The 21,166-nt window shown below is 33.9% G+C and carries 22 protein-coding genes; 7 read left to right on the forward strand and 15 right to left on the reverse strand.

What is annotated here, in order from left to right:
• Positions 1-2: 2 nt before the first annotated feature.
• Positions 3-1,289: a beta-ketoacyl-[acyl-carrier-protein] synthase family protein gene (locus E0W69_RS17025; protein ID WP_131331256.1), complete on the forward strand. Its 1,287-nt coding sequence runs from the start codon at positions 3-5 to the stop codon at positions 1,287-1,289.
• Positions 1,290-1,331: 42 nt separating this feature from the next.
• Here the strand turns inward: E0W69_RS17025 and E0W69_RS20650 are convergent, their stop codons facing one another.
• Together E0W69_RS20650 and E0W69_RS17035 are read right to left on the reverse strand one after the other, a co-directional pair.
• Positions 1,332-2,027 (reverse strand): acyl carrier protein, encoded by a 696-nt coding sequence (locus tag E0W69_RS20650; protein ID WP_225321302.1) that lies wholly within the window; start codon positions 2,025-2,027, stop codon positions 1,332-1,334.
• A gap of 10 nt (positions 2,028-2,037) precedes the next feature.
• Positions 2,038-2,850: an enoyl-ACP reductase FabI gene (locus tag E0W69_RS17035; protein ID WP_131331257.1), complete on the reverse strand. Its 813-nt coding sequence runs from the start codon at positions 2,848-2,850 to the stop codon at positions 2,038-2,040.
• A 413-nt stretch (positions 2,851-3,263) separates the two neighbouring features.
• Here E0W69_RS17035 and E0W69_RS17040 point away from each other — a divergent pair, with 413 nt between their 5' ends.
• Complete coding sequence (locus E0W69_RS17040) at positions 3,264-3,872, forward strand: Crp/Fnr family transcriptional regulator (protein WP_131331258.1); 609 nt, start codon at positions 3,264-3,266, stop codon at positions 3,870-3,872.
• Between the two features lie 74 nt (positions 3,873-3,946).
• On the opposite strand, the gene E0W69_RS17045 is transcribed toward E0W69_RS17040, so the two are convergent.
• From E0W69_RS17045 to E0W69_RS17060, 4 genes are all read right to left on the reverse strand, one after another.
• Positions 3,947-5,794 carry an amidophosphoribosyltransferase gene (locus tag E0W69_RS17045; RefSeq protein ID WP_131331260.1) on the reverse strand — a complete coding sequence of 616 codons (1,848 nt, stop codon included), beginning with the start codon at positions 5,792-5,794 and terminating at the stop codon, positions 3,947-3,949.
• 157 nt (positions 5,795-5,951) lie between these two features.
• Positions 5,952-6,476, reverse strand: coding sequence for a YceI family protein (locus E0W69_RS17050; protein ID WP_131331262.1), 525 nt, complete (start codon positions 6,474-6,476; stop codon positions 5,952-5,954).
• A gap of 175 nt (positions 6,477-6,651) precedes the next feature.
• Positions 6,652-6,957: a cell division protein ZapA gene (locus E0W69_RS17055; RefSeq protein WP_131331264.1), complete on the reverse strand. Its 306-nt coding sequence runs from the start codon at positions 6,955-6,957 to the stop codon at positions 6,652-6,654.
• Between the two features lie 12 nt (positions 6,958-6,969).
• The gene (locus E0W69_RS17060) at positions 6,970-7,314 is read right to left on the reverse strand and encodes a hypothetical protein (RefSeq protein ID WP_131331265.1); all 345 of its coding nucleotides are present in this window, start codon (positions 7,312-7,314) and stop codon (positions 6,970-6,972) included.
• 93 nt (positions 7,315-7,407) lie between these two features.
• Between E0W69_RS17060 and serS the strand changes: the two genes are divergently transcribed.
• Positions 7,408-8,679: a serine--tRNA ligase gene (serS, locus tag E0W69_RS17065; RefSeq protein ID WP_131331267.1), complete on the forward strand. Its 1,272-nt coding sequence runs from the start codon at positions 7,408-7,410 to the stop codon at positions 8,677-8,679.
• Positions 8,680-8,725: 46 nt separating this feature from the next.
• On the opposite strand, the gene E0W69_RS17070 is transcribed toward serS, so the two are convergent.
• The 7 genes from E0W69_RS17070 to E0W69_RS17100 all read right to left on the reverse strand — a co-directional run bounded on the left by E0W69_RS17070 (position 8,726) and on the right by E0W69_RS17100 (position 14,584).
• Entirely contained in the window at positions 8,726-9,742 is a 1,017-nt protein-coding gene (locus tag E0W69_RS17070) for a HipA domain-containing protein (RefSeq protein ID WP_131331269.1), read from the reverse strand.
• 10 nt (positions 9,743-9,752) lie between these two features.
• Positions 9,753-10,073, reverse strand: coding sequence for a HipA N-terminal domain-containing protein (locus tag E0W69_RS17075; protein ID WP_131331271.1), 321 nt, complete (start codon positions 10,071-10,073; stop codon positions 9,753-9,755).
• Entirely contained in the window at positions 10,051-10,287 is a 237-nt protein-coding gene (locus tag E0W69_RS17080) for a helix-turn-helix domain-containing protein (RefSeq protein WP_131331273.1), read from the reverse strand. Before E0W69_RS17080 ends, E0W69_RS17075 begins: the two co-directional genes overlap by 23 nt.
• Positions 10,288-10,545: 258 nt before the next feature.
• Complete coding sequence (locus E0W69_RS17085; protein ID WP_131331275.1) at positions 10,546-10,911, reverse strand: hypothetical protein; 366 nt, start codon at positions 10,909-10,911, stop codon at positions 10,546-10,548.
• Positions 10,912-11,064: 153 nt separating this feature from the next.
• On the reverse strand, positions 11,065-11,775 hold the full coding sequence (gene aqpZ, locus E0W69_RS17090; protein ID WP_131331276.1) for an aquaporin Z: 711 nt from the start codon (positions 11,773-11,775) through the stop codon (positions 11,065-11,067).
• A gap of 97 nt (positions 11,776-11,872) precedes the next feature.
• Positions 11,873-13,183 carry a MutS-related protein gene (locus E0W69_RS17095; protein WP_131331278.1) on the reverse strand — a complete coding sequence of 437 codons (1,311 nt, stop codon included), beginning with the start codon at positions 13,181-13,183 and terminating at the stop codon, positions 11,873-11,875.
• A gap of 15 nt (positions 13,184-13,198) precedes the next feature.
• The gene (locus E0W69_RS17100; protein WP_131331280.1) at positions 13,199-14,584 is read right to left on the reverse strand and encodes a dihydroorotase; all 1,386 of its coding nucleotides are present in this window, start codon (positions 14,582-14,584) and stop codon (positions 13,199-13,201) included.
• 184 nt (positions 14,585-14,768) lie between these two features.
• Between E0W69_RS17100 and E0W69_RS17105 the strand changes: the two genes are divergently transcribed.
• The 4 genes from E0W69_RS17105 (at position 14,769) to E0W69_RS17120 (ending at position 19,188) form a co-directional block, all read left to right on the forward strand.
• On the forward strand, positions 14,769-15,464 hold the full coding sequence (locus E0W69_RS17105; protein WP_131331281.1) for a YjjG family noncanonical pyrimidine nucleotidase: 696 nt from the start codon (positions 14,769-14,771) through the stop codon (positions 15,462-15,464).
• Between the two features lie 28 nt (positions 15,465-15,492).
• Positions 15,493-16,521 (forward strand): LLM class flavin-dependent oxidoreductase, encoded by a 1,029-nt coding sequence (locus tag E0W69_RS17110; protein ID WP_131331282.1) that lies wholly within the window; start codon positions 15,493-15,495, stop codon positions 16,519-16,521.
• A gap of 125 nt (positions 16,522-16,646) precedes the next feature.
• Positions 16,647-17,849, forward strand: coding sequence for an ankyrin repeat domain-containing protein (locus tag E0W69_RS17115; protein ID WP_131331283.1), 1,203 nt, complete (start codon positions 16,647-16,649; stop codon positions 17,847-17,849).
• A gap of 7 nt (positions 17,850-17,856) precedes the next feature.
• Positions 17,857-19,188: an ankyrin repeat domain-containing protein gene (locus E0W69_RS17120; protein WP_131331284.1), complete on the forward strand. Its 1,332-nt coding sequence runs from the start codon at positions 17,857-17,859 to the stop codon at positions 19,186-19,188.
• A gap of 54 nt (positions 19,189-19,242) precedes the next feature.
• On the opposite strand, the gene E0W69_RS17125 is transcribed toward E0W69_RS17120, so the two are convergent.
• Positions 19,243-20,079 (reverse strand): alpha/beta hydrolase, encoded by an 837-nt coding sequence (locus E0W69_RS17125; RefSeq protein ID WP_131331285.1) that lies wholly within the window; start codon positions 20,077-20,079, stop codon positions 19,243-19,245.
• 75 nt (positions 20,080-20,154) lie between these two features.
• Entirely contained in the window at positions 20,155-21,147 is a 993-nt protein-coding gene (locus E0W69_RS17130) for a helix-turn-helix domain-containing protein (protein WP_131331286.1), read from the reverse strand.
• Between the last annotated feature and the right edge of the window lie 19 nt (positions 21,148-21,166).

A 21,166-nucleotide genomic window follows, 5' to 3' on the forward strand; every position in this document is an offset into this window, starting at 1 on the left:
AAATGAAACAACGAGTTGTTATAACAGGTATGGGTGTCGTCAGTCCAAATGGTATTGGATTGAAAGCATTTGCGAAATCACTAAAAATCGGTAAATCGGGCATTAAGAAAATTAAGGAAATGCGAGACTTGAATTTACGATGCCAAGTCGCAGGGGTTCCTCCCATTTCTCAAAAAAAAATACAAGCTTTTTTATCTAAATATAATCTAAGAGACATAATAAGTACTGGTGTTATTTATGGTTGCATGTCTGCCGTTGAAGCTTGGCTAGATGCTGGATTAGAAATTAGTGATAAGGCCTTAGACAGATCAACAGGATGTATATTCGGAACAGGCAGTAACGGTGCCGAAGCAACTCAATTAGCCATTGATCTATATGATGCGGGAAAAGGTGTCAAAAAAACGCCCAAAAATATTTTCATGCAATCAATTGCAAGTTGTGTGAGTATTTATATAAATGGAATATTCGGTTTAGGAAATCATGTAACCACTAATTCCTCCGCATGCTCAACGGGAACGGAAGGCATTTTGGAGGGCTACTATAGAATCGTGCACGGTGAAGCAGAAAGAATGATTATCGGCAGTTCTGAAAGTGCAGGAACATTTGTATGGACTCCATTTGACGCTATGTTTGCAACAGCCCAAGATCATAATCACCATCCCAAAGAAGCATCCTGTCCTTTAAATCAAAATGCAAGTGGTTTTGTGCCTGGTGCAGGCGGAGGAGCATTAATTTTAGAAAGTTTAGCATCAGCCCAAAAACGGGGCGCAAAAATTTATGCAGAAATTTTAGGGGGACACATTAATTCAGGTGGACAGAGAAGAGACGGTTCAATGACTATTGGTAACTCTGAAGGCATGATAAGGTGTATTGAAAATGCTGTGAAAAATTGTAAAATAAAAGTGAAAGATTTAGATTTAATTTCTGGTCATCTAACTTCCACCATAGGAGATATAGTAGAAATGCAATGTTGGGATTATGTATTCAAAAGGCATAAAATATCTTTTGAAAAAAGACCCTATATTAATGCCACAAAATCAATGATTGGTCACTCTTTGAGCGCATCTGGATCGATAGAATCTATTGCAGCAATACTCCAAATGAATCAAAATTTTGTTCATCCTAGCATTAATGCTTATCCATTACATGAAAATATTGAAGGAATATTTCCTCATGAAAAAATTCCAAAAACAGTAATCGAAAACATTAATTTAAATACAATCGCAAAAATAAGCTTTGGGTTTGGGGATGTCAATGCCTGTGTAATTTTTCAAAAATATAAAAGCTAAAAAATCCATAGTTTTTTACTATGGATTTTTGCAAACACCCTCTTACTTAACTTTCTTTTTAGGAGAAGCATTTATTGAGATTGTTGTTTTCGCTACTTTGGGTGATTTTTTTTCACTTTTGCTAATCTTCTGGCTTTTTATGGAAACAGTCTCAGTTTTAACAGCTACAACTGTCGCATTTTTTTTTGTTTTTGGAGATTTTTTAGCGGTTGAGATCTTTGTTGTTACATTTTTATTGGCAATTTTAGATTGTATCAATAAGTACATTTCGTCAAAATTGACAATTTTCTTAACTTCCTCATCTTCGATTTTAATGCCAAATTTTTCTTCAGTATCTACAATAATCTCTACAAAATCGACAGAATCGATATTCAATCTTTCAATAAAATTGCTTTCCATCTTTGCATCAATCTCTCCCAATTTCTCTTGATTACCACTATATTTTACATTGATTTCATCCAGAATTTCTGGATGTTCTGTATACTTAGCAATAATTTGCTTCAACTCATTTAACAAAATTTCATCGTATATAATTGTAGCCTCCCCTTCTTTACGTTGAAGACCTTTACTCTTTGCTACTAATACCTTTGTGAAATCTGAAGTTTTGTTATCTATTTTTTTGAGTGTAGATTTTTTATCATTCTTTTCTTTTTGGTTCATAGGAATTGTGTTAGTGGTTTCTTTCTTGTCCAAATCAATAGACGTTTTCTCTAATTTTTCATTTTTTTTTAACGCCATATTTTAATACTTATTCATTAAATGTACTAATCACTTTATCTGTCAGCCCAGTAGAACTAAAGCCTCCATCATGATAGATGTTTTGCATAGTGATATAACGAGTATAATCACTAAACATTGTGACACAAAATGATGCTAGGTCTTTGCTTGATGCATTTCCTAAGGGGCTCATCTGATCTGAATAGTTCCAAAAATCATCAAATCCAGCTATTGCACCTCCCGCCGTTGTCTTAACAGGCGACTGGGATATTGTATTGATTCTCACTTTATTTTTCGCTGCATAATGTAAACCAAAGCTTCTAGAAATACCTTCCAATAAGGATTTCGCATCTGCCATTTCTGAATATTGTGGAAAGATCCTTTTAGAGGCAATATAGGTCAATGCGACAACACTACCCCAATCTGCAATCGCATTTTTTTGAAAACAAACTTGCAACAATTTATGGAAGCTAACAGCTGAAACGTCTAATGTTTTAAGCATATACTCATAATTCAGTTCCGTATAATCATGCTTTTTACGGATATTATTACTCATCGCCACACTATGCAAAACAAAATCAAATGGTCCTTTGAAATATTTCACCGCTTTATCAACAAGTAACTCCAAATCTTCGATTTTAGTAACATCAGCTCCAATAACTGGAACTTTAATTTCTTTAGCCAATGATTTTACCTCTCCAAATCTTACTGCTAATGGTGCATTTGAAATAATTATTTTTGCACCTTCTTGCTTACATTTTTTTGCAACTTCCCAAGCTATTGAATTTTCATTCAAGACTCCAAGAATAATACCTTTTTTACCTTTTAGTATTTTTGAACTCATATGCTAAATAATAGGTGCATTAATTTATAATTCTTTAGGTTAATCAAATATCTATAAAAGATAACTTATTCTATAACAAAGATAACTATTCAAATTATCTCTATAATTGAAATTTTTATTCCTAATTAAGCATCACATTTTCCCTGTAATACAGTTTACCTATTATGAATAAAACGTGATTCGTAATTTTATTATCACCAAATAAGTTACAATATTTATAGACTTGTACATATTATTAGCTGAAGAGAATTTGAAAAAAATTGATTAAAATCATCTTCAACAAAAAAAAATATATTATTCCTATCAAATTTGTATCTTTTTGACTGAATTATATTTTCTAGAATGGTATTTGTAATTACGAAATTGCGAATAGTTGACTACAGCTATTCCTAAATTTTAACCCTAAAAAATTTATGAAAAAATACATTCCTTACCTTAAAAGTTTGCCACAATTTGAAAAATTTACGGATCAAGACTTACTTCGTATTTTGGAAAAGGCGCAATTATTAGAAGTTAAAAAAAATAAAGTAATCTACAAGCAAGGCGAACATGACAATTACTTATATATTATATTAAAAGGCTTATTAAAATCTTGCTTTGATTTAGATAAACGAAATTTTACAGAATATTTCTTTGTCCCAGGTGATTTTGTTGCAGATATTAACACCTTATTTAGTAAAGGCGCAAGTCGACATACACTTATGTCAGTTATTCCTTCCTCAATTATAAAAATTCCGAAAGAACATCTTTTTGAATATATGTGTGAAGTGCCTAATTTTCAATTTGCAGCGTATAATGTATTTAGTAATTATATCAATGCTTATGAATTTAGAGCACGTCTCATCATTAGTTACACATCTTCTATAAAAAGATTCTTAATTTTTATGGAAAAGTACAAAGAATATATTGATCAAATTTCCAATAAAGACGTAGCATCCTATCTTGGAATTACACCAGAAACATTGTCAAGATTAAAAAAGCAATATCTTACAACATCTTATAAAACGGTAAAACTTAAATAAAAAAAACGTGGTTGAAAAATCCAACCACGTTTTTTATAATTGATTAGGTATTGTAGTAAATTACTTTTTCAATTTTAATATCCTCTAGAATTTACACCTTCCACATAGTTTATAAATGCTTTATTAACTACGCGATTACCTCCTGGAGTTGGATAATTTCCTGTAAAATACCAATCACCTGTGTTTGTCGGGCAACTTGCATGCAAATCTTCAATTGTCTGGTAGATTACTTCAACCGGAGTATCTACATCTTCTGGAGTAATTAATTCTGCAATTTTTTTGGAGATTTCTTCTGGGGTAAATGGAGCATAAATACCACGTACCAAATTGGTAGATTTTAATTGATCTGTAGCCTCCAATTCCTTACATTGAGCATATATATCATCAACAATATGAGAAGTACCACGGTCTTTATGCAAATCAATCGCCGCTTTGAACGCAATAAAGTCTCCCATTCTACTCATATCAATACCGTAACAATCTGGATATCTGATCTGAGGAGCAGAAGAAACAACAATAATTTTTTTCGGTCTCAATCGAGACAACATTCTGACGATACTTTCTTTTAAGGTTGTACCTCTTACGATAGAATCATCAATTACGACCAATGTATCTTCATAATCGCGAATGGTACCATAAGTAATATCATAAACGTGTTGCACCATTTCATTTCTACCAGAATCGGCGGTTATGAATGTGCGCATCTTCACGTCCTTGATCGCAATTTTCTCTTGACGAATTTTGCGATTGACCATTTCTTTAAGTTTGTCAGGATCAACATCTTTACCCCAACTTAAAATTCTTTGGTATTTGATTTCATTCAAATAATCTTCCATTCCTTTTACCAAACCAAAATACGCAACTTCGGCAGTATTTGGAATATAGGAGAATATTGTATTTTTCAAATCATTATCGATTCTTTCCAATACAGTTTTACTCAAATGATAACCCAAATCAATTCTTTCGCGATAGATTTTTTCATCGCTACCACGACTGAAATAGATTCTTTCGAAACTACAAGCACGTCTTGGTGCATCTGGTAAAATATGTTCGATGGAATACTCACCTTTTTCGTCTACGATTAAAGCATGTCCCGGCATCAATTCTTGGATTTCCCCCGGTCCAATGTTAAAAGTTGTACGTATTGAAGAACGCTCACTTGCCGCAATGATAATTTCATCATCTATATAATAGTAAGCTGGGCGAATACCATGTGCGTCTCTCATCACAAAACTGCTACCATTACCCACCAAACCGCCAATCGTATATCCTCCATCAAATAATGGTGTTGCTTGTTTCAACACATTGACAATATTGGCACAATTGGGACATTTATCTTCTTCGATAACAAGGAAATGGTGAATGACTTCCATCATTGCAGCCAAATCGCTTTGTTTTTGGAAAGTACCTGGATCCATTTTTATTTCTGCAAATAATTCATCCGTATTTACTAGGTTGAAATTACCCGCTAAAGCCAAGTTTTTGCCAGGAACCAAATCTCTTTTAATAAAGGGATGGCAAAATTCTACATTATTTTTTCCTTGTGTACCGTAACGAAGATGTCCCAATAGTAACTCGCCCATCATATTCAAATGTCCTTTCAATAATCCAGGATGCATTTGAATATCTGGTTGATAACGTTCCAATTCCTCTAATTCCAATCCGATTTTTTGGAATATTTCGGCGATGGGTTGCGCGGCATTGCTACGCATACGATATAAGAAAGGGTAGCCCGGTTCTGTATTCAGTTTTACCGTTGCTACCCCTGCTCCGTCTTGTCCACGATTATGTTGTTTTTCCATGAGTACGTACAGCTTATTTAAAGCGTACATTGGCGTACCATATTTTTGCAAATAATAGGAAAATGGTTTTCTTAAACGAATGAATGCTAATCCACATTCATGTTTTATTGCTTCGCTCATATCTAAATTTAGAAAGAAAGCGCAAAGTTACTTGCTTATTTTAAAAAATAAAGGGGTTAGGCAAATTTTCCTTAATTCATCATTCGATCTTATTCCTACTAACCCCAATAATTGTATTCTTTGGATAAAAATCCGCAGATATATTTATCTTATTAACCTATGCTTGTTTGATAAATTGAACGTCAAATTCCAATTTAACTTCATCACTTACAACGACACTACCAGTCTCTGTAACCGCGCTCCAAGTCAAACCAAAATCTTTTCTGCTCAATTTTCCTTTAATTTCAAACCCTACTTTTGATTGACCATAAGGGTCAATTACAGAACCGTTATATTCTGCTTTTAATTTTACTGGTTTTGTTACACCATGTAAAGTCAAATCACCTGATACAATCAACACATCATCATCTTTTTCCACAGAACTTGATACAAATTTCAAATTTGGATATTGTGCCGCGTCAAAGAAATCTGCGCTTTTCAAATGTTCATCTCTTTGTTCGTTATTGGTAGAAATGCTACTAATATCTGCATCAAAACTCACTTTCAAATCAGAAAAATCGTCTGCATCTGCAGTCAACGAACCATCAAATGTTTTGAAATTACCTGTTACGGTAGAGATCATCAAATGCTTTACTTTAAAAGTAATGTCTGAGTGTGCCGCGTCAATTTTGTATGTTGCCATGATATTTGTTTTAACAATATTTGTAATGATGAACAAAGTTATACATGTTTTCTAAAAAACAAAAATTATTTTTTCAATTTAAGATTTGATTCTGATCGAGAAAAGAATAACAATAAATAGGAGAAATTGTTTTTCTCGTTATTGAATTAGCAGCAGCGATTTAAATAGAGAGCGTTTAATCTTCAGATTCCTTATCATCCAACAATTTGTTGAGCATATTTTCCCAACTAGAAAGCTTTTGATTCGTTTCTTGTTCTTTTATTTTGAAAGTTCCCGTTTGGTTTTGTTCTGTTGCAAACCACAACAATGCCATAGCAATATAATCTTGCATGTCTTTGCCTGCGAAATGTGTTTTAAATTCAATGATTTTTTCATTGACAAAACTCATCGTTTTTCGCACCAATTCTTCATCGACACGATCGATTTTTACACGATAGGTACGATCTCCGACAACAATATTTACAGGAATTTTTTGATCCAATTTCAATATATTTTAAAAATCATTTTGTTCAAAATAGAATAACACATGATCTTTTAGAAAGTTTTCCTGCTCGCCCAATCCCATTTTGGGCAATTCCTTAATTTGGTTGAAATGTGGCCAATTGTCTTGATCATGATGATCTAAAACATAATATCCGCTCGGCGTCAATATCGTACACACTGCCACGTGCATTAAATCCTCTTTCTGCTCTTTGGTTACTTTCTCTGCAAAAAAGCCCGTTTCTTGGATACCAATTAGAAAAAGTATCGCATCTAAATCAGGTTTTTTTCCAAATCGTTCTACCAATTTCGCTTCAAGTGTCCACCAACGTTCTTGGATATCGTCATTTATTAACATAATTCTACAAAGATATATCTCTATTTTGCCACTTTCGTTTTTAAAATGTAAAATTTCCTAACTCGAAGTTTATCTTTGCCAAAATCTTTTGGAATGTTACAAGTAAATGTACTGCGCCAAAATCCTGAATGGGTAAAAGAAAGACTCGCAGTAAAGAATTTTAATCAAGGCGAATTGGTAGATGAAATCATCGCTTTGGATGACCAACGTAAAAACTTACAAGCGCAATTTGACAATGCGCAATCAAAAATAAATAGCGCGTCCAAATCCATCGGTCAAATGATGGCACAAGGGAAAAAAGAAGATGCGGAAGCTTTGAAAAAAGAAGTTTCTGAGTTAAAACCTCAATTAGATCCGATCAAAGCTTCGATGGCACAGGTAGAAGAGGATTTGCATAATAAATTGGTTTTATTGCCTAACCTTCCCAATGAAAAAGTCCAACCTGGAAAGTCTGAAGCAGACAACGAAGTTGTAAAAATAACAGATAATATCCCTGTATTGCCAGAAGGCGCATTGCCACATTGGGATTTATTGACCAAATATGATTTGATAGATTTTGAATTAGGTGCGAAAATCACCGGTAGTGGATTTCCAGTTTATAAAGGCAAAGGAGCAAAATTGCAACGTGCATTAAGTGCTTATTTCTTGGATTTCAATACAGATGCAGGTTATTTTGAATTCATTCCGCCATATATGGTCAATGAAACTTCTGCATATAGCACAGGTCAATTGCCCGATAAAGAAGGACAAATGTATCACGCGACGGCAGATAACTTTTATTTGATACCAACGGCAGAAGTTCCCGTTACCAATATTTATAGAGATACTATCTTAAAAGAAAGTGATTTCCCTGTAAAAATGACGGCGTATTCTCATTGTTTTAGAAGAGAAGCGGGCAGTTTCGGCAAAGAAGTACGCGGTTTAAATCGTGTACACGAATTTGAAAAAGTCGAAATTATTCAAATCGTTCATCCAGATAAAAGCTATGATGTTTTGGATGAAATGGTTGCACACGTTGAAAAATTGATTCAATCCTTAGGATTACCTTATAGAATTTTACGTCTTTGTGGTGGAGATCTTGGATTTACAAGTGCTATTACGTACGATTTTGAAGTATATAGCGAAGCGCAAGGTCGTTGGTTAGAAGTGAGTAGTGTAAGTAATTTCGAAACATTTCAAGCAAATAGATTGAAATGTCGTTTTAAAAACGAAGACGGAAAAATACAATTAGTACATACTTTAAATGGTAGTTCCTTAGCATTACCTAGAATTTTAGCAGCAATTTTGGAAAATTATCAAACAGAAGATAGTATCAAAATTCCAGAAGTACTACAACCTTATTTCGGAGCGAAAGAAATTAAATAGAACGCTTTTATATTAAAACAATAAAGCCGATCCAATTGGATCGGCTTTATTGTTTACTATTCTTTAATGACAAACTCAATCGCTTCAATTTTTCTTTATATAGTCCTATATATATCTCTTTTAGCGATTCTGATAAAAAACTTAGTTGCGTTAAAAAAATGACTTCTTCTACATGCGACAAAAAATTATCCATAATTTTTTTAACTCTTAAAGGCAATAACCCAATCTTAATACCGAAATCATAAAAATCATCATAAGCATGAAATCCAAAATAAGCAAAACTTGGATGATCGAAATCTCCATCATACAATCTATCCTCCAACGCAAAATCTCCATCCTCTATATGTAATCTTGTACAAATTAGATCGTATGCTGGAGCAAGCTGGTATAGCCCATTCTGTTCATAATCCACAACAGAGTAGTTTTTAAGATGCGCATCCCCGTTACTAAATAAATAGTTAAATACAACTAACTTAAATAAATTTTCCTTGGCAATCAATGCCGCAGGTAAAAATTTGTCAATCGTCTCTGCCATTTGCAAATAGCTTCCGTCGTATTTAAAATTTTTATTACCATCATCACTAGTTTTTAACATCAAACTCGCAAAGTCTTCCTTTAAACAACGCACACCATCAGCAACAACATCAAATCGCTTCGTAATATATGCGGGAGCTTCGTCCGGGAAAAAGATTAAAGCATTTTGTGCAGTCTCTATCTTATATATTTGAGATGCAATCTGCATAGTTAAATGTTCATTTGCTGGAACAAACTCTACATTATCCAGCTCGGTTGGCATAGGCTTCAATATATATTGCCCATTCTCTTGCGTAACAGTTAAAATATTCTTTTCTAATCGGAGAGAATATTTTTCTTGAACTCCCGATATCGAAATTCGAGCTCTATCCTTTATTGATAATTTCCTTTGTTCTCCATTACTTTCATTTTGAGCAAAAGGTAATATATGCGAGACTTTACGACCATTGAACAAATGGCGCAATGCTGTTGTGCTATAAGTATCGTGTCCAGGACGTAATGTCGCAGGACATACTGAAATAATTTCCATAACGTGTAATTTAAACTTCTTCTACCCTAATTGCACCAATCGATTCTGTAGATGCTGTTTTAATCAGAAAAGTGAAATGATCATTCTCATCGATTTTTAGAATTCGACTCTGTGCAAGTTTATTTCTCCCTTCACTTAACATATTGAAAAAAAACGGAAATAGTACAGGAGAAAAATAAACCCTTGTATTCTTTGGTAAGGTTAAACTAATAGCGGAATAATTTTCACTAGTAAAATAAACATCGTCATACTCAAACTTAAAACTTCCATCATCCAATTGAGTTATGAGTCCTACATATATTTGATTATTAAAAACTTTTCCCTGTCTCATCACTCATTCTTTTTCCTTGCAATGATAATTCCAAACCAAGTATGCCGGCTACAAGTATCCAATTGGAAATTGAAACACCTGATTTGCCTTTTTCAATCGCTTGAATGGTTTTATTACTTAATCCAGTCAATTCAGCCATATCCTTTTGCGTATATTTCAATTGCTCCCTACGCTTAACAATACGACTACCTAAATAAATTAAATTAGATGTCATAGTATTTTTTTATTATTCTACACATTATTCTATTCATAATTTATCCACATAATAAAATCGACAATAAACTGCAAAACTACATATAAATAATTAAAAAAAAGAAATATAATGCCTTTTTTAAGTAATTTAAGTATGCATTAAAGTATAATTTATCTAAAAGAGAACTATAATACCTTTTTAATGTGTATAAAATCTATAATCAGCATAAATCTTTCTAAAAGGGTAACATAAGAGGCTTTTGTTATTATAAATATAGAATTAATTATGTTCCAAATTATAATGTACATTATCTAAAAAATCATAGTTAAAAGGGCCTTGCGGTCCCTTAGGCCTTGGCTCCCACTTTACTAACTTATCATTAAAAAAGTATAACCAATAGGGATTGATGGCAGTTTCTAAACTGACACCATTGTTCAAGTCAGAATACTGTACCACTTCTAAATTACCATCACTATATGATTTCGCTGCGATAGTATTATCAGGATTTTTTCGAAGTGCTGTTTGAACCTCTGCTTTATTCATTCCAAGATGGAGATTGGAAGTATTAACTGCACGCATGCTTGCACAAGAGATAAGTATAGTTGAAATACAGAAACAAGCAACAATAAATTTTATCATTTTCATAGTATATGGTTTTTGTTTAATAGAATCTAAAACCATGCAATATAAGGGTATCAATGGCATATCTCGGTAGAAAATGAAAATATGTCGGCGAATAATTCTAATAAAAAAAGCAAGCCAACTAGCTTGCTCTTTCTATTAGAATTTTAAATGCAATTATGCATTTTGATCTTTTTGTAAAAGGAGTTTATAAATAGCACCGCCAACTGCACCTCCTAAAATAGGCGCTAACCAAAACAACCAAAGTTGGGATAAGGCTGTACCGCCAACAAATAATGCTTGAGAAGTAGATCGAGCAGGATTTACAGATGTATTTGTAATGGGAATAGAGATTAAATGTATTAATGTCAAACATAAACCAATCGCAATCCCTGCAAATTTTCCATTTGCCCATTTATCCGTCGCCCCCATAATTACAATTAGGAAAAATGCAGTCAAAAGGAACTCTGCCAAGAACGCAGCACCAACGCTGAAACTACGATTATTATAACCTGGTAAGTCATAAAAATTTGTAGCAAATGCACCCGCCCCTTCTTTAGAAAAAGCGCCTGCTCCATTTAAAATAATATACAAACATCCTGCAGCAGCAATTGCGCCGACCAATTGTGCAATTATATAAGGAATTAAATCTTTTGCAGGAAAACGCCCTCCGATCATCAAACCAACAGATACCGCGGGATTAAAATGTCCACCAGAAATATGCCCAACAGCATATACCATCGTTAATACAGTTAAACCAAAAGCGAGTGCAACGCCTAATAAACCAATCCCTGTATTGGGTACGCCTGCGGCAAATAAGGCACTACCACAACCACCAAATACTAACCAGAAAGTTCCGAAAAATTCAGCAAACAATTTTTTAAGCATGAAGATGTTTTTTAAGTTAAAACATCAGAACGAGGATTTTTTCTTTTTATTTAAAAGCAGAGGATAAAATGGCAGAAATATTACAGAAGATTGATATTTACATGTTTTCTAGTAAATTAATCACTCCTTCTCGTTCCAAAATCAAATAACCAATACGATCATTGCTCACGCCGTTTTTCAATTGGTAGCTAAATTCTAATTGACCATTGAGAGATTTGGTTTCAAAATATTTGAATTGAATATTGGAGAATTGTTTGATTTCTTCTTCAATTTCATATAAATGTGTAGAAAGTAAAAATATTGACTTTCGCTTTTTGTGAAATCCATTAATTACCGCAACGCTGCAACGCATCGCATCTCGAACATTCGTACCCTTAAATAATTCATCTATTAAGACAAGCCATTTTTTCTCATCATTGACTTTTTCAGCGGTGTCTTTTATTCGTTTTACTTCGTTGAAAAAATAGCTTTCTCCTTGCAAAATATTGTCCGTTATCTGAATATTACTAAACAATCCATCAAAATAACTCAATCTAAAAGACTCCGCAGGAACGCCAATACCCAAATGTGCGAAATACACATTCAAACCAACCGCTTTGATAAATGTGCTTTTCCCCGCCATATTTGCGCCAGTTAGAAAAAGAAAATTTTCATTTTCAGAAAGCGTTACATCATAAGGAATGGGCTTTTTTAGCAAAGGATGAAATAGTTGTTTTCCTTCGATATACGGATTCTCCGATTCTATTAATTCAGGGAAATGAAAATTGTATTTTTTCGTCGCAATAGCCAAACTACGCCAAGCGTCTAATTTACCATAGGTTTCCAATAATTGGGAGACTTCTTGTTTGTGTATTTGCATTTCGTGTCCCAAATTCAAAGCTTCATTCGGTTTCAATTTGTGATCCATTTCTATATACAGCAAAAAGTTATCTCGCTTTAAGATTCTTTCTAAATTGTCCAATAAGATCGCCAACTTTTTTGTCCGAACCACTTCCTTGGAAAAAGATTGCCAAATGGTAAACAATTTTTTCAAAAATTTTTGAAAATGCTTTGCTGTGAATACAACCGCATTGTAACTATTGGGATTAAATACTTTGTAAATTATGGCATTGAAAGCCGACGCTGGGTATGGAATCAACGCTTTTCTGGTGGTGTAAAAAGTTTCCACCAATTGAATTGTTCCATTTTTTATATCCAAATTCCATTTGGCCTCGACTTCTCCTATTGACTGGATGATTGATTGTTGCTCTTTTATTTGCGCAATATTTTCCAATGGTTTGCTTAAAAACGTACGCAGATAGTTATTCCCAATTGAAGATTCTGTAAAATCCAACAAATTCAAAACCGATTGCGCAGTTTCCTTATTTGTAATACCCAAATCATGTAAAGTGGTGGCATCTATCTGCATACGCTGTCCATTGTTTTAATCTCTATCAAAAGCCAATCGCTCTCCTTTTATAGATTCATCAAAAGAGCCATTTCCATAAACCAAATGGCCACTGACAAAAGTATATTTGATTTCCGCAGGGAAGGTGCGTCCTTCCAATGGGCTCCATTGACATTTGTATAATAGATTGTCTTTTGTTACGGAAGTTTCTTTATTCAAATTTACCAAAACGATATCGGCAAAATATCCTTCTCTGATATAACCACGATCTTTCAATTGATAACAGCGCGCAACGTCGTGGCTCATCTTGCGTACCACTTCTTCTAATGATATTTTTCCATCTTTTACATGTTGCAACATCAATAACAAAGTATGTTGTATCAAAGGCAGACCAGCAGCCGTATTGTCATAAGTTGCATCGTCTGACATAGCCAAATTACCATCAGACATACGAATCAACCCCTTTTCGGATAAAGTATGTGGCGCGTGATCTGTAGCGATGACATCAATTCTATCGTCTAATAATGCCGTCCAAAGTGCGTCGCGATCGGTTGCCGTTTTCACGGCAGGATTGCATTTTATTTGATAGCCCAATGTATGATAGTCTGCATCTGAAAAAGTCAAATGATGCACGCAAACCTCTGACGTTATTTTTTTCTGTTCCAATGGAATGCTATTGGTAAATTCGGATAATTCCAATGCATCTGTAATATGTAAAATGTGTAAACGCGTACCATGTTTCTGTGCCAATCCTATTGCTTTGGAAGAAGATGCATAACAATTTTCCGCATTTCGGATAATTGGATGATCTTCTGGGCGCAATTTTCCACCGCGCTCCGCAAATACTTTTTCGTAATTGGCTTTGATGATGGATTGTTCTTCGCAATGCGTTGCAATCAAATTTTCGCAACCAGCAAATACTTTTTCCAAAGTGGCTGGATCGTCAACGAGCATATTTCCCGTAGAAGAACCCATGAAAATTTTTACGCCAGCAATATCATTTTTATAAGAATTGGCTTTCAAAATATCTTCCAAATTATCATTGGACGTACCCAAATAAAAGGAATAGTTTGCGAGCGCATTTTCCTTTCCGATAGTGAATTTATCTTCCAACAATGTCTGCGTCAGTGCCGGCGGTTTCGTGTTAGGCATTTCCATAAAACTAGTAACACCGCCCGCTACAGCCGCTTTCGCTTCTGTATAAATAGTCGCTTTTTGCGTCAAACCAGGTTCTCTAAAATGGACTTGATCATCAATAACGCCAGGTAACAAAGTCAATCCTTCTGCATTGATTTCTTTTACTTCGTACGGAAGATTTATTTGTGGTGCGATCTTTTCAATACGTTTATTTTTGATCCACACGTCGGCTTGTTGTCTTGAGCCTTCATTGACAATCTGTGCATTTCTGATGATATATTCCATTGTTTCAACTATTTGGTGCAAGGTAACTTATATAGAGAAAAGGAAAAAGAAGAAGGTGAGATGTGAAAGATGAAAGGTAGAAGGACGGAAATAATCTCAAAAAATCGCCGTATCCATAATATTACTTTTCCCTTAAACCTTTCACCTCACGCCTTAAAGTCATAATTCCATCTTATTTTCGCACATGGCTTACAAAAATATTTTTTTCGACCTCGATCACACACTTTGGGATTTTGAGGCAAATGCAAAAGACGCAATTGCAGAAGTATTTGCAACGACCAATCTTTCACAACGCGGCATTGAAAATTTTGATGATTTTTTTGAGCGTTACAGTTTTCATAATACCAGACTTTGGGATTTATATACGAAAGGGCGCATCAAACAAGATGTATTGAAATGGAAAAGAATGTATCTCGCAATGCTCGATTTCAAAATTGCGGACGAACCATTGGCGCATCAAATGGATGGTGCATTTCTCCAGATCTTACCTACCAAAAGCAAAGTATTTCCCCATACATTCGAAGTTTTGGACTATTTGAAAGAAAAAAATTATCCTTTGCACTTGATTACCAATGGATTTGATGCTATTCAAGCTGGCAAATTGAAAAGTAGCAATATGGCGCATTATTTTGACAAAGTCATTACTTCGGAAACGAGCAATAGCTTGAAGCCGCAACCAGAGATTTTTCAATATGCTTTGGATATTACTCATGGAAATGCAGAAACGTCTGTTATGATCGGCGATAATCAAGATGCGGATATTGCGGGAGCCAATAATATGCAGATCGATTCTATCTGGGTAAATCATATTAATGCTCAACAAATCGTTCCTTCTACGCACACAATTCTTAATCTAGTTCAATTAAAAGAGATTTTATAAGCGCTAAATTGCATGAAAATTAAGAATTATGGAATTAGGAGTTGGAATGTTTGGAGATCTTGCTTTTGATGCCCAGGGCAAGCCACAAAGCGCCGAACAAAAGCTTGGCGAAATATTAGAAGAAATAAAATTAGCCGACGAAGTCGGTTTGGATATGTTTGGATTAGGAGAACATCATCGTGAAGATTATGTCATCTCTGCACCAGATATCATATTAGCGGCGGCTGCAAGCATTACCAAAAATATCAAATTGGGAAGTGCTGTTACCGTTTTGAGTTCGTCAGAACCCGTCAATGTTTATCAAAATTATTCTACCATAGATTTGATTTCACATGGTCGCGCAGAGATCTGTGTGGGTCGTGGTAGTTTCATAGAATCCTTTCCTTTATTCGGATATCCATTGAGTGCTTATGACCAACTTTTCGAAGAAAAATTGGATCTTTTACTCAAGATAAATAGCAGTGAAGATGTTTCTTGGTCAGGTAAAACAAGACCTCCTATGACGCATCAAAATGTATTACCACGTGCCAAAAATGAAGGTAAACTTCCTATATGGATTGCCGTAGGAGGAACTCCAGAGTCTGTTTTACGCGCTGCTAAATTAGGACTTCCATTGATGATCGCTATTATTGGAGGTTCTCCAAAACAGTTTCAATCGCTCGTTCAATATTATAAAGAGCAATATATATTGCATGGTCATGACAAAAGCAAAATGCAAATCGGTATACATTCTCATTCATTTGTAAGTGATGATTCAAGCATAATCAGCGGATACTATAAAAATTACGCTGCGCAAATGGATCGAATTGGTAGTTCACGTGGTTGGCCACATTTTACAGAAAGACAATATGAAGCTGGTCGCACCAAAGATGGCGCGTTATTTATCGGAGATGCCAATCAAGTAATTGACAAGATTTTGTATATGCACGAGTTATTTGGGATTACAAGATTCAGCGCGCACATGGATGTCGGCGCGCCAGATCACAAGCAAATGATGGATGCAATTGAGCTCTTTGGGACGAAAGTCGCTCCGGCAGTAAGAAAAGCATTACAATAATTACAACGCCCTTCGGGGCGTTTTTTTTATTTATATAGGATTATATTAAAATTTCTAATAATTCATTGTTTGGCAACAATTTTGAAGAAATGAAACATATACTTTAGATAAATAAAAAATTCGACATGCCAGATTTTGATCATCAATCCTTTTTCAAAGCCATATATGACTTACCCGAGGAACAATTAATAACGTATTTAGAAGAAAATAAATCTGCCATTCCTGCGGATAAAAAAGAGCAATTGATCTCTACAATTATGCAAAATAAGAAGTGGGAGACATTTGACTATTGTGTTAAAGAAGATTTGATACACACGGACTTATTCGAATATGATAGTTTGAATAATGGAGAATTGAATTCCATTTTAATGGGAACGAAATATTTATCCGAAAATGATTTGAATAATTTTCTGCCACATTTCTCCGCATATTTAGATGAAGTAGACGATATCAATGAAGAAATTGAAAGCAAAAATTTATTATCGTTTGCGATACAAGAGGGTTTGCCTGTCGCTATATTTCAAGCACTAATAGACGCTGGTATTCAGACAAATTATTTGACAAAAGCAGAAGAAAACTATTTGCATTCCATATGTCGTCAAAGACAAAATTCAAATATCGACTATAATAAAAATGCAATACAACTATTTATAGATAGTGGTGTAGATATCAACAAAATAGATATCGAAGGCAAAACTCCATTGAGAAATGCATTGGAAAACTATAATTTATCTAAACCAGAAATCATTCAACTATTATTGGAAAATGGAGCGGATGTTAATCAAGAAGATAAAAAAGGAATTACACCCATATTCGTAGCTGCAGTTTATCAGCAAAAATTGGATTTGGTTAAATCTCTATTGGAATATGGCACGCCAGATTTTGACAAGAAAAATTTGGAAGGCGAAAATTTAGTAAATGCTTTTTTAAGATCCATTAGCAATAGCCCCAATTCTATAGAAATTTTGGATGCATTTATTCAAAATGGCGCTAACCTTACTGCGACGTCTGCCTATTATCAAAAAGAAAAATCTGGTATTGATTGGATCGCTGAGAAATCATCAGAAATATTGAAGCATTTATTGGATAATGGTTCCATTGATGTAAATAATACGGACAACGATGGACAGACTATACTATTTAAAGTTTGTCAAGTTGAACCTAACTATGACGAGGCTGTTGCAAAAGATTTGTACAGAAAAGTAAAATATTTATTGAAAGCAGGCGCGGAGCCAAGTATTGAAGATCGATTTGATAAAAAAGCGGTAGACTATGCTATGAGCGACAACTTGAAAGCAAAAATTGTAGAAACCCTTTTAGAAAAATAATAAGAACATGTCACAATCATTTATAGTTGCCTGTGAAGGCGGCAAAAGAAAAATAGCAGAAATACTACTTGAAAATAAACAAGTAGATGTAAAATATACGGATGAAAAAGGAAGAACCGCTTTGCATTATGCGGCATATCAAGGTTATAATGAAATTGTAAAATCCTTAATCGACAATGGCGCTGAGATCAATTATGAAGATCATAATGGAGAAACGCCTTTGTTTTTTGCTATTATTAATAAACAAAAGCAAACTGCATTGTTGCTTATAGACCAAGGTGCTAATGTACATATCAACGATTTTCAAGGAAACACCTTATTGCATGTAGTTGCTCAAACAGGGCAACAAGATCTTGCTGATAAATTGATCCAAGCAGGATTGGACGTTAATGCACTCAATCAAGCTTCTGTTTCGACCTTGTTAATTGCAGTTCAATATAAATTTCTTCCAGTAGTAAAGATTTTGTTGTTGAATGGCGCAGATAGTAACTATACAGATAAAAATGGAAATACGCCTCTGAATCTAGCGATTGAGAACAATTCTATTCCTATAGTGAATCTGTTATTAGACAATGGTGCAACAGTCAACTTATTAAACGATTTGAATGAAGGACCATTACTATTAGCAGCAAAATCAGGTAATAGAATTATTTGTGAAAAGTTAATTGAACAAGGAGCAGATATTTTTACAGAATCGAAAGAAGGTATTTCGCCTGTTTGGTACGCAGTTGGAGCCAATTTGAAAGAATTAGTTGCCTTATTTTTAGATAAAGGTTTGTCTCCCGACTATGCACGTAGTGTAGATGCATGGGACGGAAAAGATGGAAATTATTTACAAAAATTAATTGCCAATACAGGTACGAGAACTTTCATTCTGGGTTTTGAACCTCATTATGCAGGAGAGACTTTATTGGAAACAGCATCTAAATTTGGCTATCTTTCTTTAGTTAAATTATTACTTGATAAGGGTGCTGATATCAACAAACAAGATGCATCTGGTAATACTGCACTTCATTATGCAGCCGCTTATGGCAAAAAAGATATTGTACGATTTTTATTGACCAATGGAGCGAAAACAGATGAAGCAAATGTATTGGAACAAAAAGCGATTGACTATTCCAATATGAAAGGCTATAATGAAATTACAGCCTTATTAATAGAGTTTGGTGCAAAGACAAATGCCATCGATGATGGTACTAAAGCAGCTCCTGTACAACCAACTATAAAAAATATGGAGGATAAAAAGAAAGCTCTATTTGACATAAAGGAGTTGTTGGATGCAGGTATTCTAACACAAGAAGAATTTGACAGCCAAAAGCAAAAAATTTTAGCTAGTTAATTCTTGAAAGTAACTATAATTTTTAAAGCCTCGTTGAATAACGAGGCTTTAATTTTACATACGAGGTTTTCTCTCTACTTTTATATCAAACAAAAATCTGAGTCCGTCATATAAAGCGGGTAAATAGACAGATCCATGATTTTCATTGGGATAATAAGCATATTTCAAAGCAATTTCAGGTTGTAATTGACCGACTAGTTTTTCAATGCTATTTCTAGTCGAGTCTTCTTTACTAGCAAAAGCGAAAAATACACGCGTATTTTTCTCATAGTGATTCGCTTGCAATTTTTTGGTTGCGGCATTCAAAAGTTTTCCATTATCCCACCACATACTTGGTTCCATAATCAAATAGTCAGAAAATGAATTGGGATGTTCCAAAAAGAAATAAGTTGCAGTTAAGCCTCCGAAGGAATGTCCAATCAATAGTTTCCTATCAGAAACTGCATATTTATGTGAAATTTCAGGAATTAATTCGCTGGTAATAAATTGGTAAAATTGCTCCGCCTTTCCACTATTTTCCATAGTTCCATGACCTTTGGAACTAACCGCGGCACTTGGCGTTAAGTCTCTAGTACGATCTGTATTTTCAATAGCAACTATAATACTTTTATTGGATGCAAATCTTTTATTTCTATCTAAAAAGTTTTGCACTGCAGTAACAATTGGAAAATACATCTCTCCATCTAAAACATAAATCACTGGATATTTCTGTGATTTATCAAACCCATTGGGAAGTTTTACAGAAAATTTTCTTTGCTCTTTTAATATGGAAGATTTAATCGAATCTTTATATTCCAATTCTATAGTTGGAAGTGTATTTTGTGCATGTAATTGTCTATTATTAAAACTTAATTGACATAAGACTAAAGCACACAAAATAATTTTTTTCATGGTGCAAAAGTACCTGTTGAAACTCAAGCAATTGTCATTATTTAAAAATTTTCCCGATTTCGAAAACTATAATATTCATTTCTTATCCAAATACTGTTTCGGAGTTACATGGTAATAACTTTTGAACATGACTATAAAATGCGATACACTTTTATAACCTAATTCAAATGCAATATCTGCAATTTGCATTTTTTTCTCTTGAAGAAAGATCTCTGCCTTTTGCATACGTAATTGTATGATGTAGGCATGTATCGTCGTATCAAAGAGCATTTTAAATCCTTGTTTGAGCTTAAGCTCATTGAGAGATACAATTTTAGAAAGCGATTTTATAGTTGGTGGCTCCATAAAATTGATGGTAAGATAAGCACGCGATTGTAATAGTTTACGCTGATCATCCGCAGAAATTTTTATATGTTGTTGTATGGCAGTTGTATACTTATCCGAAAATACAATAGCCAATTCTTTAAATTTTATTTTTAGATATTCTATGGCATATTTCGGACTAATATTTAGTTGCGAAATAGACTTTATCAAATTGAATAGTTCATCATCTACCGCCACGGATTGCTCCACTTGTGGAGCTGTAATATTTTTCCTTACGAATTGAGAAAAACTATCTTTATACGTCCATTCTTCATTTTCTATTAGTTGTATATAAAATTGACGATCTATAAAAATAGAACAATATTTCACTTTTCTATTTGCATGCATTTTGATTTGCATTTTAGGGCTTTTTAGAAAATTTCGATACAGTGAACCAACACTTATTTTATCATATTGTCCATCCATTTTGTTATACATATTGGAATGTCCCTCAGATAAAAATCCTAAGAAAACGATATCTCCACCAATTTCAAAAATATCGGTAACAGAATCATATAAATTCATTTCTGTGGTAATAACACTAAAATATTTGGTACTTTTTGTACGTATATGAGCAGTTAGATAACCAGAAATGTTAATATCGTATTCATTGATAATCAATTTATTATTAAAATCATTAAGAGATATTGTCTCCACATCGATAATAACCTCATCCGCTTCCTTAATTGTTGATTTAATTCTCATAAAATACCAATTCCATTAT

Origin of the sequence: Rhizosphaericola mali, from assembly GCF_004337365.2 — a bacterium.
Taxonomy (GTDB): Bacteria; Bacteroidota; Bacteroidia; order Chitinophagales; family Chitinophagaceae; genus Rhizosphaericola; species Rhizosphaericola mali.

Excerpts from the sequence above, each read along its gene's own strand:
- E0W69_RS17075 (WP_131331271.1), bottom strand. The coding sequence starts at position 10,073 with ATGAGACAGGGAAAAGTTTTTAATAATCAAATATATGTAGGACTCATA.
- E0W69_RS17025 (WP_131331256.1), top strand. The coding sequence starts at position 3 with ATGAAACAACGAGTTGTTATAACAGGTATGGGTGTCGTCAGTCCAAAT.
- E0W69_RS17085 (WP_131331275.1), bottom strand. The coding sequence starts at position 10,911 with ATGAAAATGATAAAATTTATTGTTGCTTGTTTCTGTATTTCAACTATA.
- E0W69_RS17080 (WP_131331273.1), bottom strand. The coding sequence starts at position 10,287 with ATGACATCTAATTTAATTTATTTAGGTAGTCGTATTGTTAAGCGTAGG.
- E0W69_RS17120 (WP_131331284.1), top strand. The coding sequence starts at position 17,857 with ATGTCACAATCATTTATAGTTGCCTGTGAAGGCGGCAAAAGAAAAATA.
- E0W69_RS17045 (WP_131331260.1), bottom strand. The coding sequence starts at position 5,794 with ATGAGCGAAGCAATAAAACATGAATGTGGATTAGCATTCATTCGTTTA.
- E0W69_RS17070 (WP_131331269.1), bottom strand. The coding sequence starts at position 9,742 with ATGGAAATTATTTCAGTATGTCCTGCGACATTACGTCCTGGACACGAT.
- E0W69_RS17095 (WP_131331278.1), bottom strand. The coding sequence starts at position 13,183 with ATGCAGATAGATGCCACCACTTTACATGATTTGGGTATTACAAATAAG.
- E0W69_RS17035 (WP_131331257.1), bottom strand. The coding sequence starts at position 2,850 with ATGAGTTCAAAAATACTAAAAGGTAAAAAAGGTATTATTCTTGGAGTC.
- aqpZ (WP_131331276.1), bottom strand. The coding sequence starts at position 11,775 with ATGCTTAAAAAATTGTTTGCTGAATTTTTCGGAACTTTCTGGTTAGTA.
- E0W69_RS17105 (WP_131331281.1), top strand. The coding sequence starts at position 14,769 with ATGGCTTACAAAAATATTTTTTTCGACCTCGATCACACACTTTGGGAT.
- E0W69_RS17060 (WP_131331265.1), bottom strand. The coding sequence starts at position 7,314 with ATGTTAATAAATGACGATATCCAAGAACGTTGGTGGACACTTGAAGCG.
- E0W69_RS17100 (WP_131331280.1), bottom strand. The coding sequence starts at position 14,584 with ATGGAATATATCATCAGAAATGCACAGATTGTCAATGAAGGCTCAAGA.
- E0W69_RS17050 (WP_131331262.1), bottom strand. The coding sequence starts at position 6,476 with ATGGCAACATACAAAATTGACGCGGCACACTCAGACATTACTTTTAAA.
- E0W69_RS17110 (WP_131331282.1), top strand. The coding sequence starts at position 15,493 with ATGGAATTAGGAGTTGGAATGTTTGGAGATCTTGCTTTTGATGCCCAG.
- E0W69_RS17040 (WP_131331258.1), top strand. The coding sequence starts at position 3,264 with ATGAAAAAATACATTCCTTACCTTAAAAGTTTGCCACAATTTGAAAAA.
- E0W69_RS17130 (WP_131331286.1), bottom strand. The coding sequence starts at position 21,147 with ATGAGAATTAAATCAACAATTAAGGAAGCGGATGAGGTTATTATCGAT.
- E0W69_RS20650 (WP_225321302.1), bottom strand. The coding sequence starts at position 2,027 with ATGGCGTTAAAAAAAAATGAAAAATTAGAGAAAACGTCTATTGATTTG.
- serS (WP_131331267.1), top strand. The coding sequence starts at position 7,408 with ATGTTACAAGTAAATGTACTGCGCCAAAATCCTGAATGGGTAAAAGAA.
- E0W69_RS17125 (WP_131331285.1), bottom strand. The coding sequence starts at position 20,079 with ATGAAAAAAATTATTTTGTGTGCTTTAGTCTTATGTCAATTAAGTTTT.
- E0W69_RS17115 (WP_131331283.1), top strand. The coding sequence starts at position 16,647 with ATGCCAGATTTTGATCATCAATCCTTTTTCAAAGCCATATATGACTTA.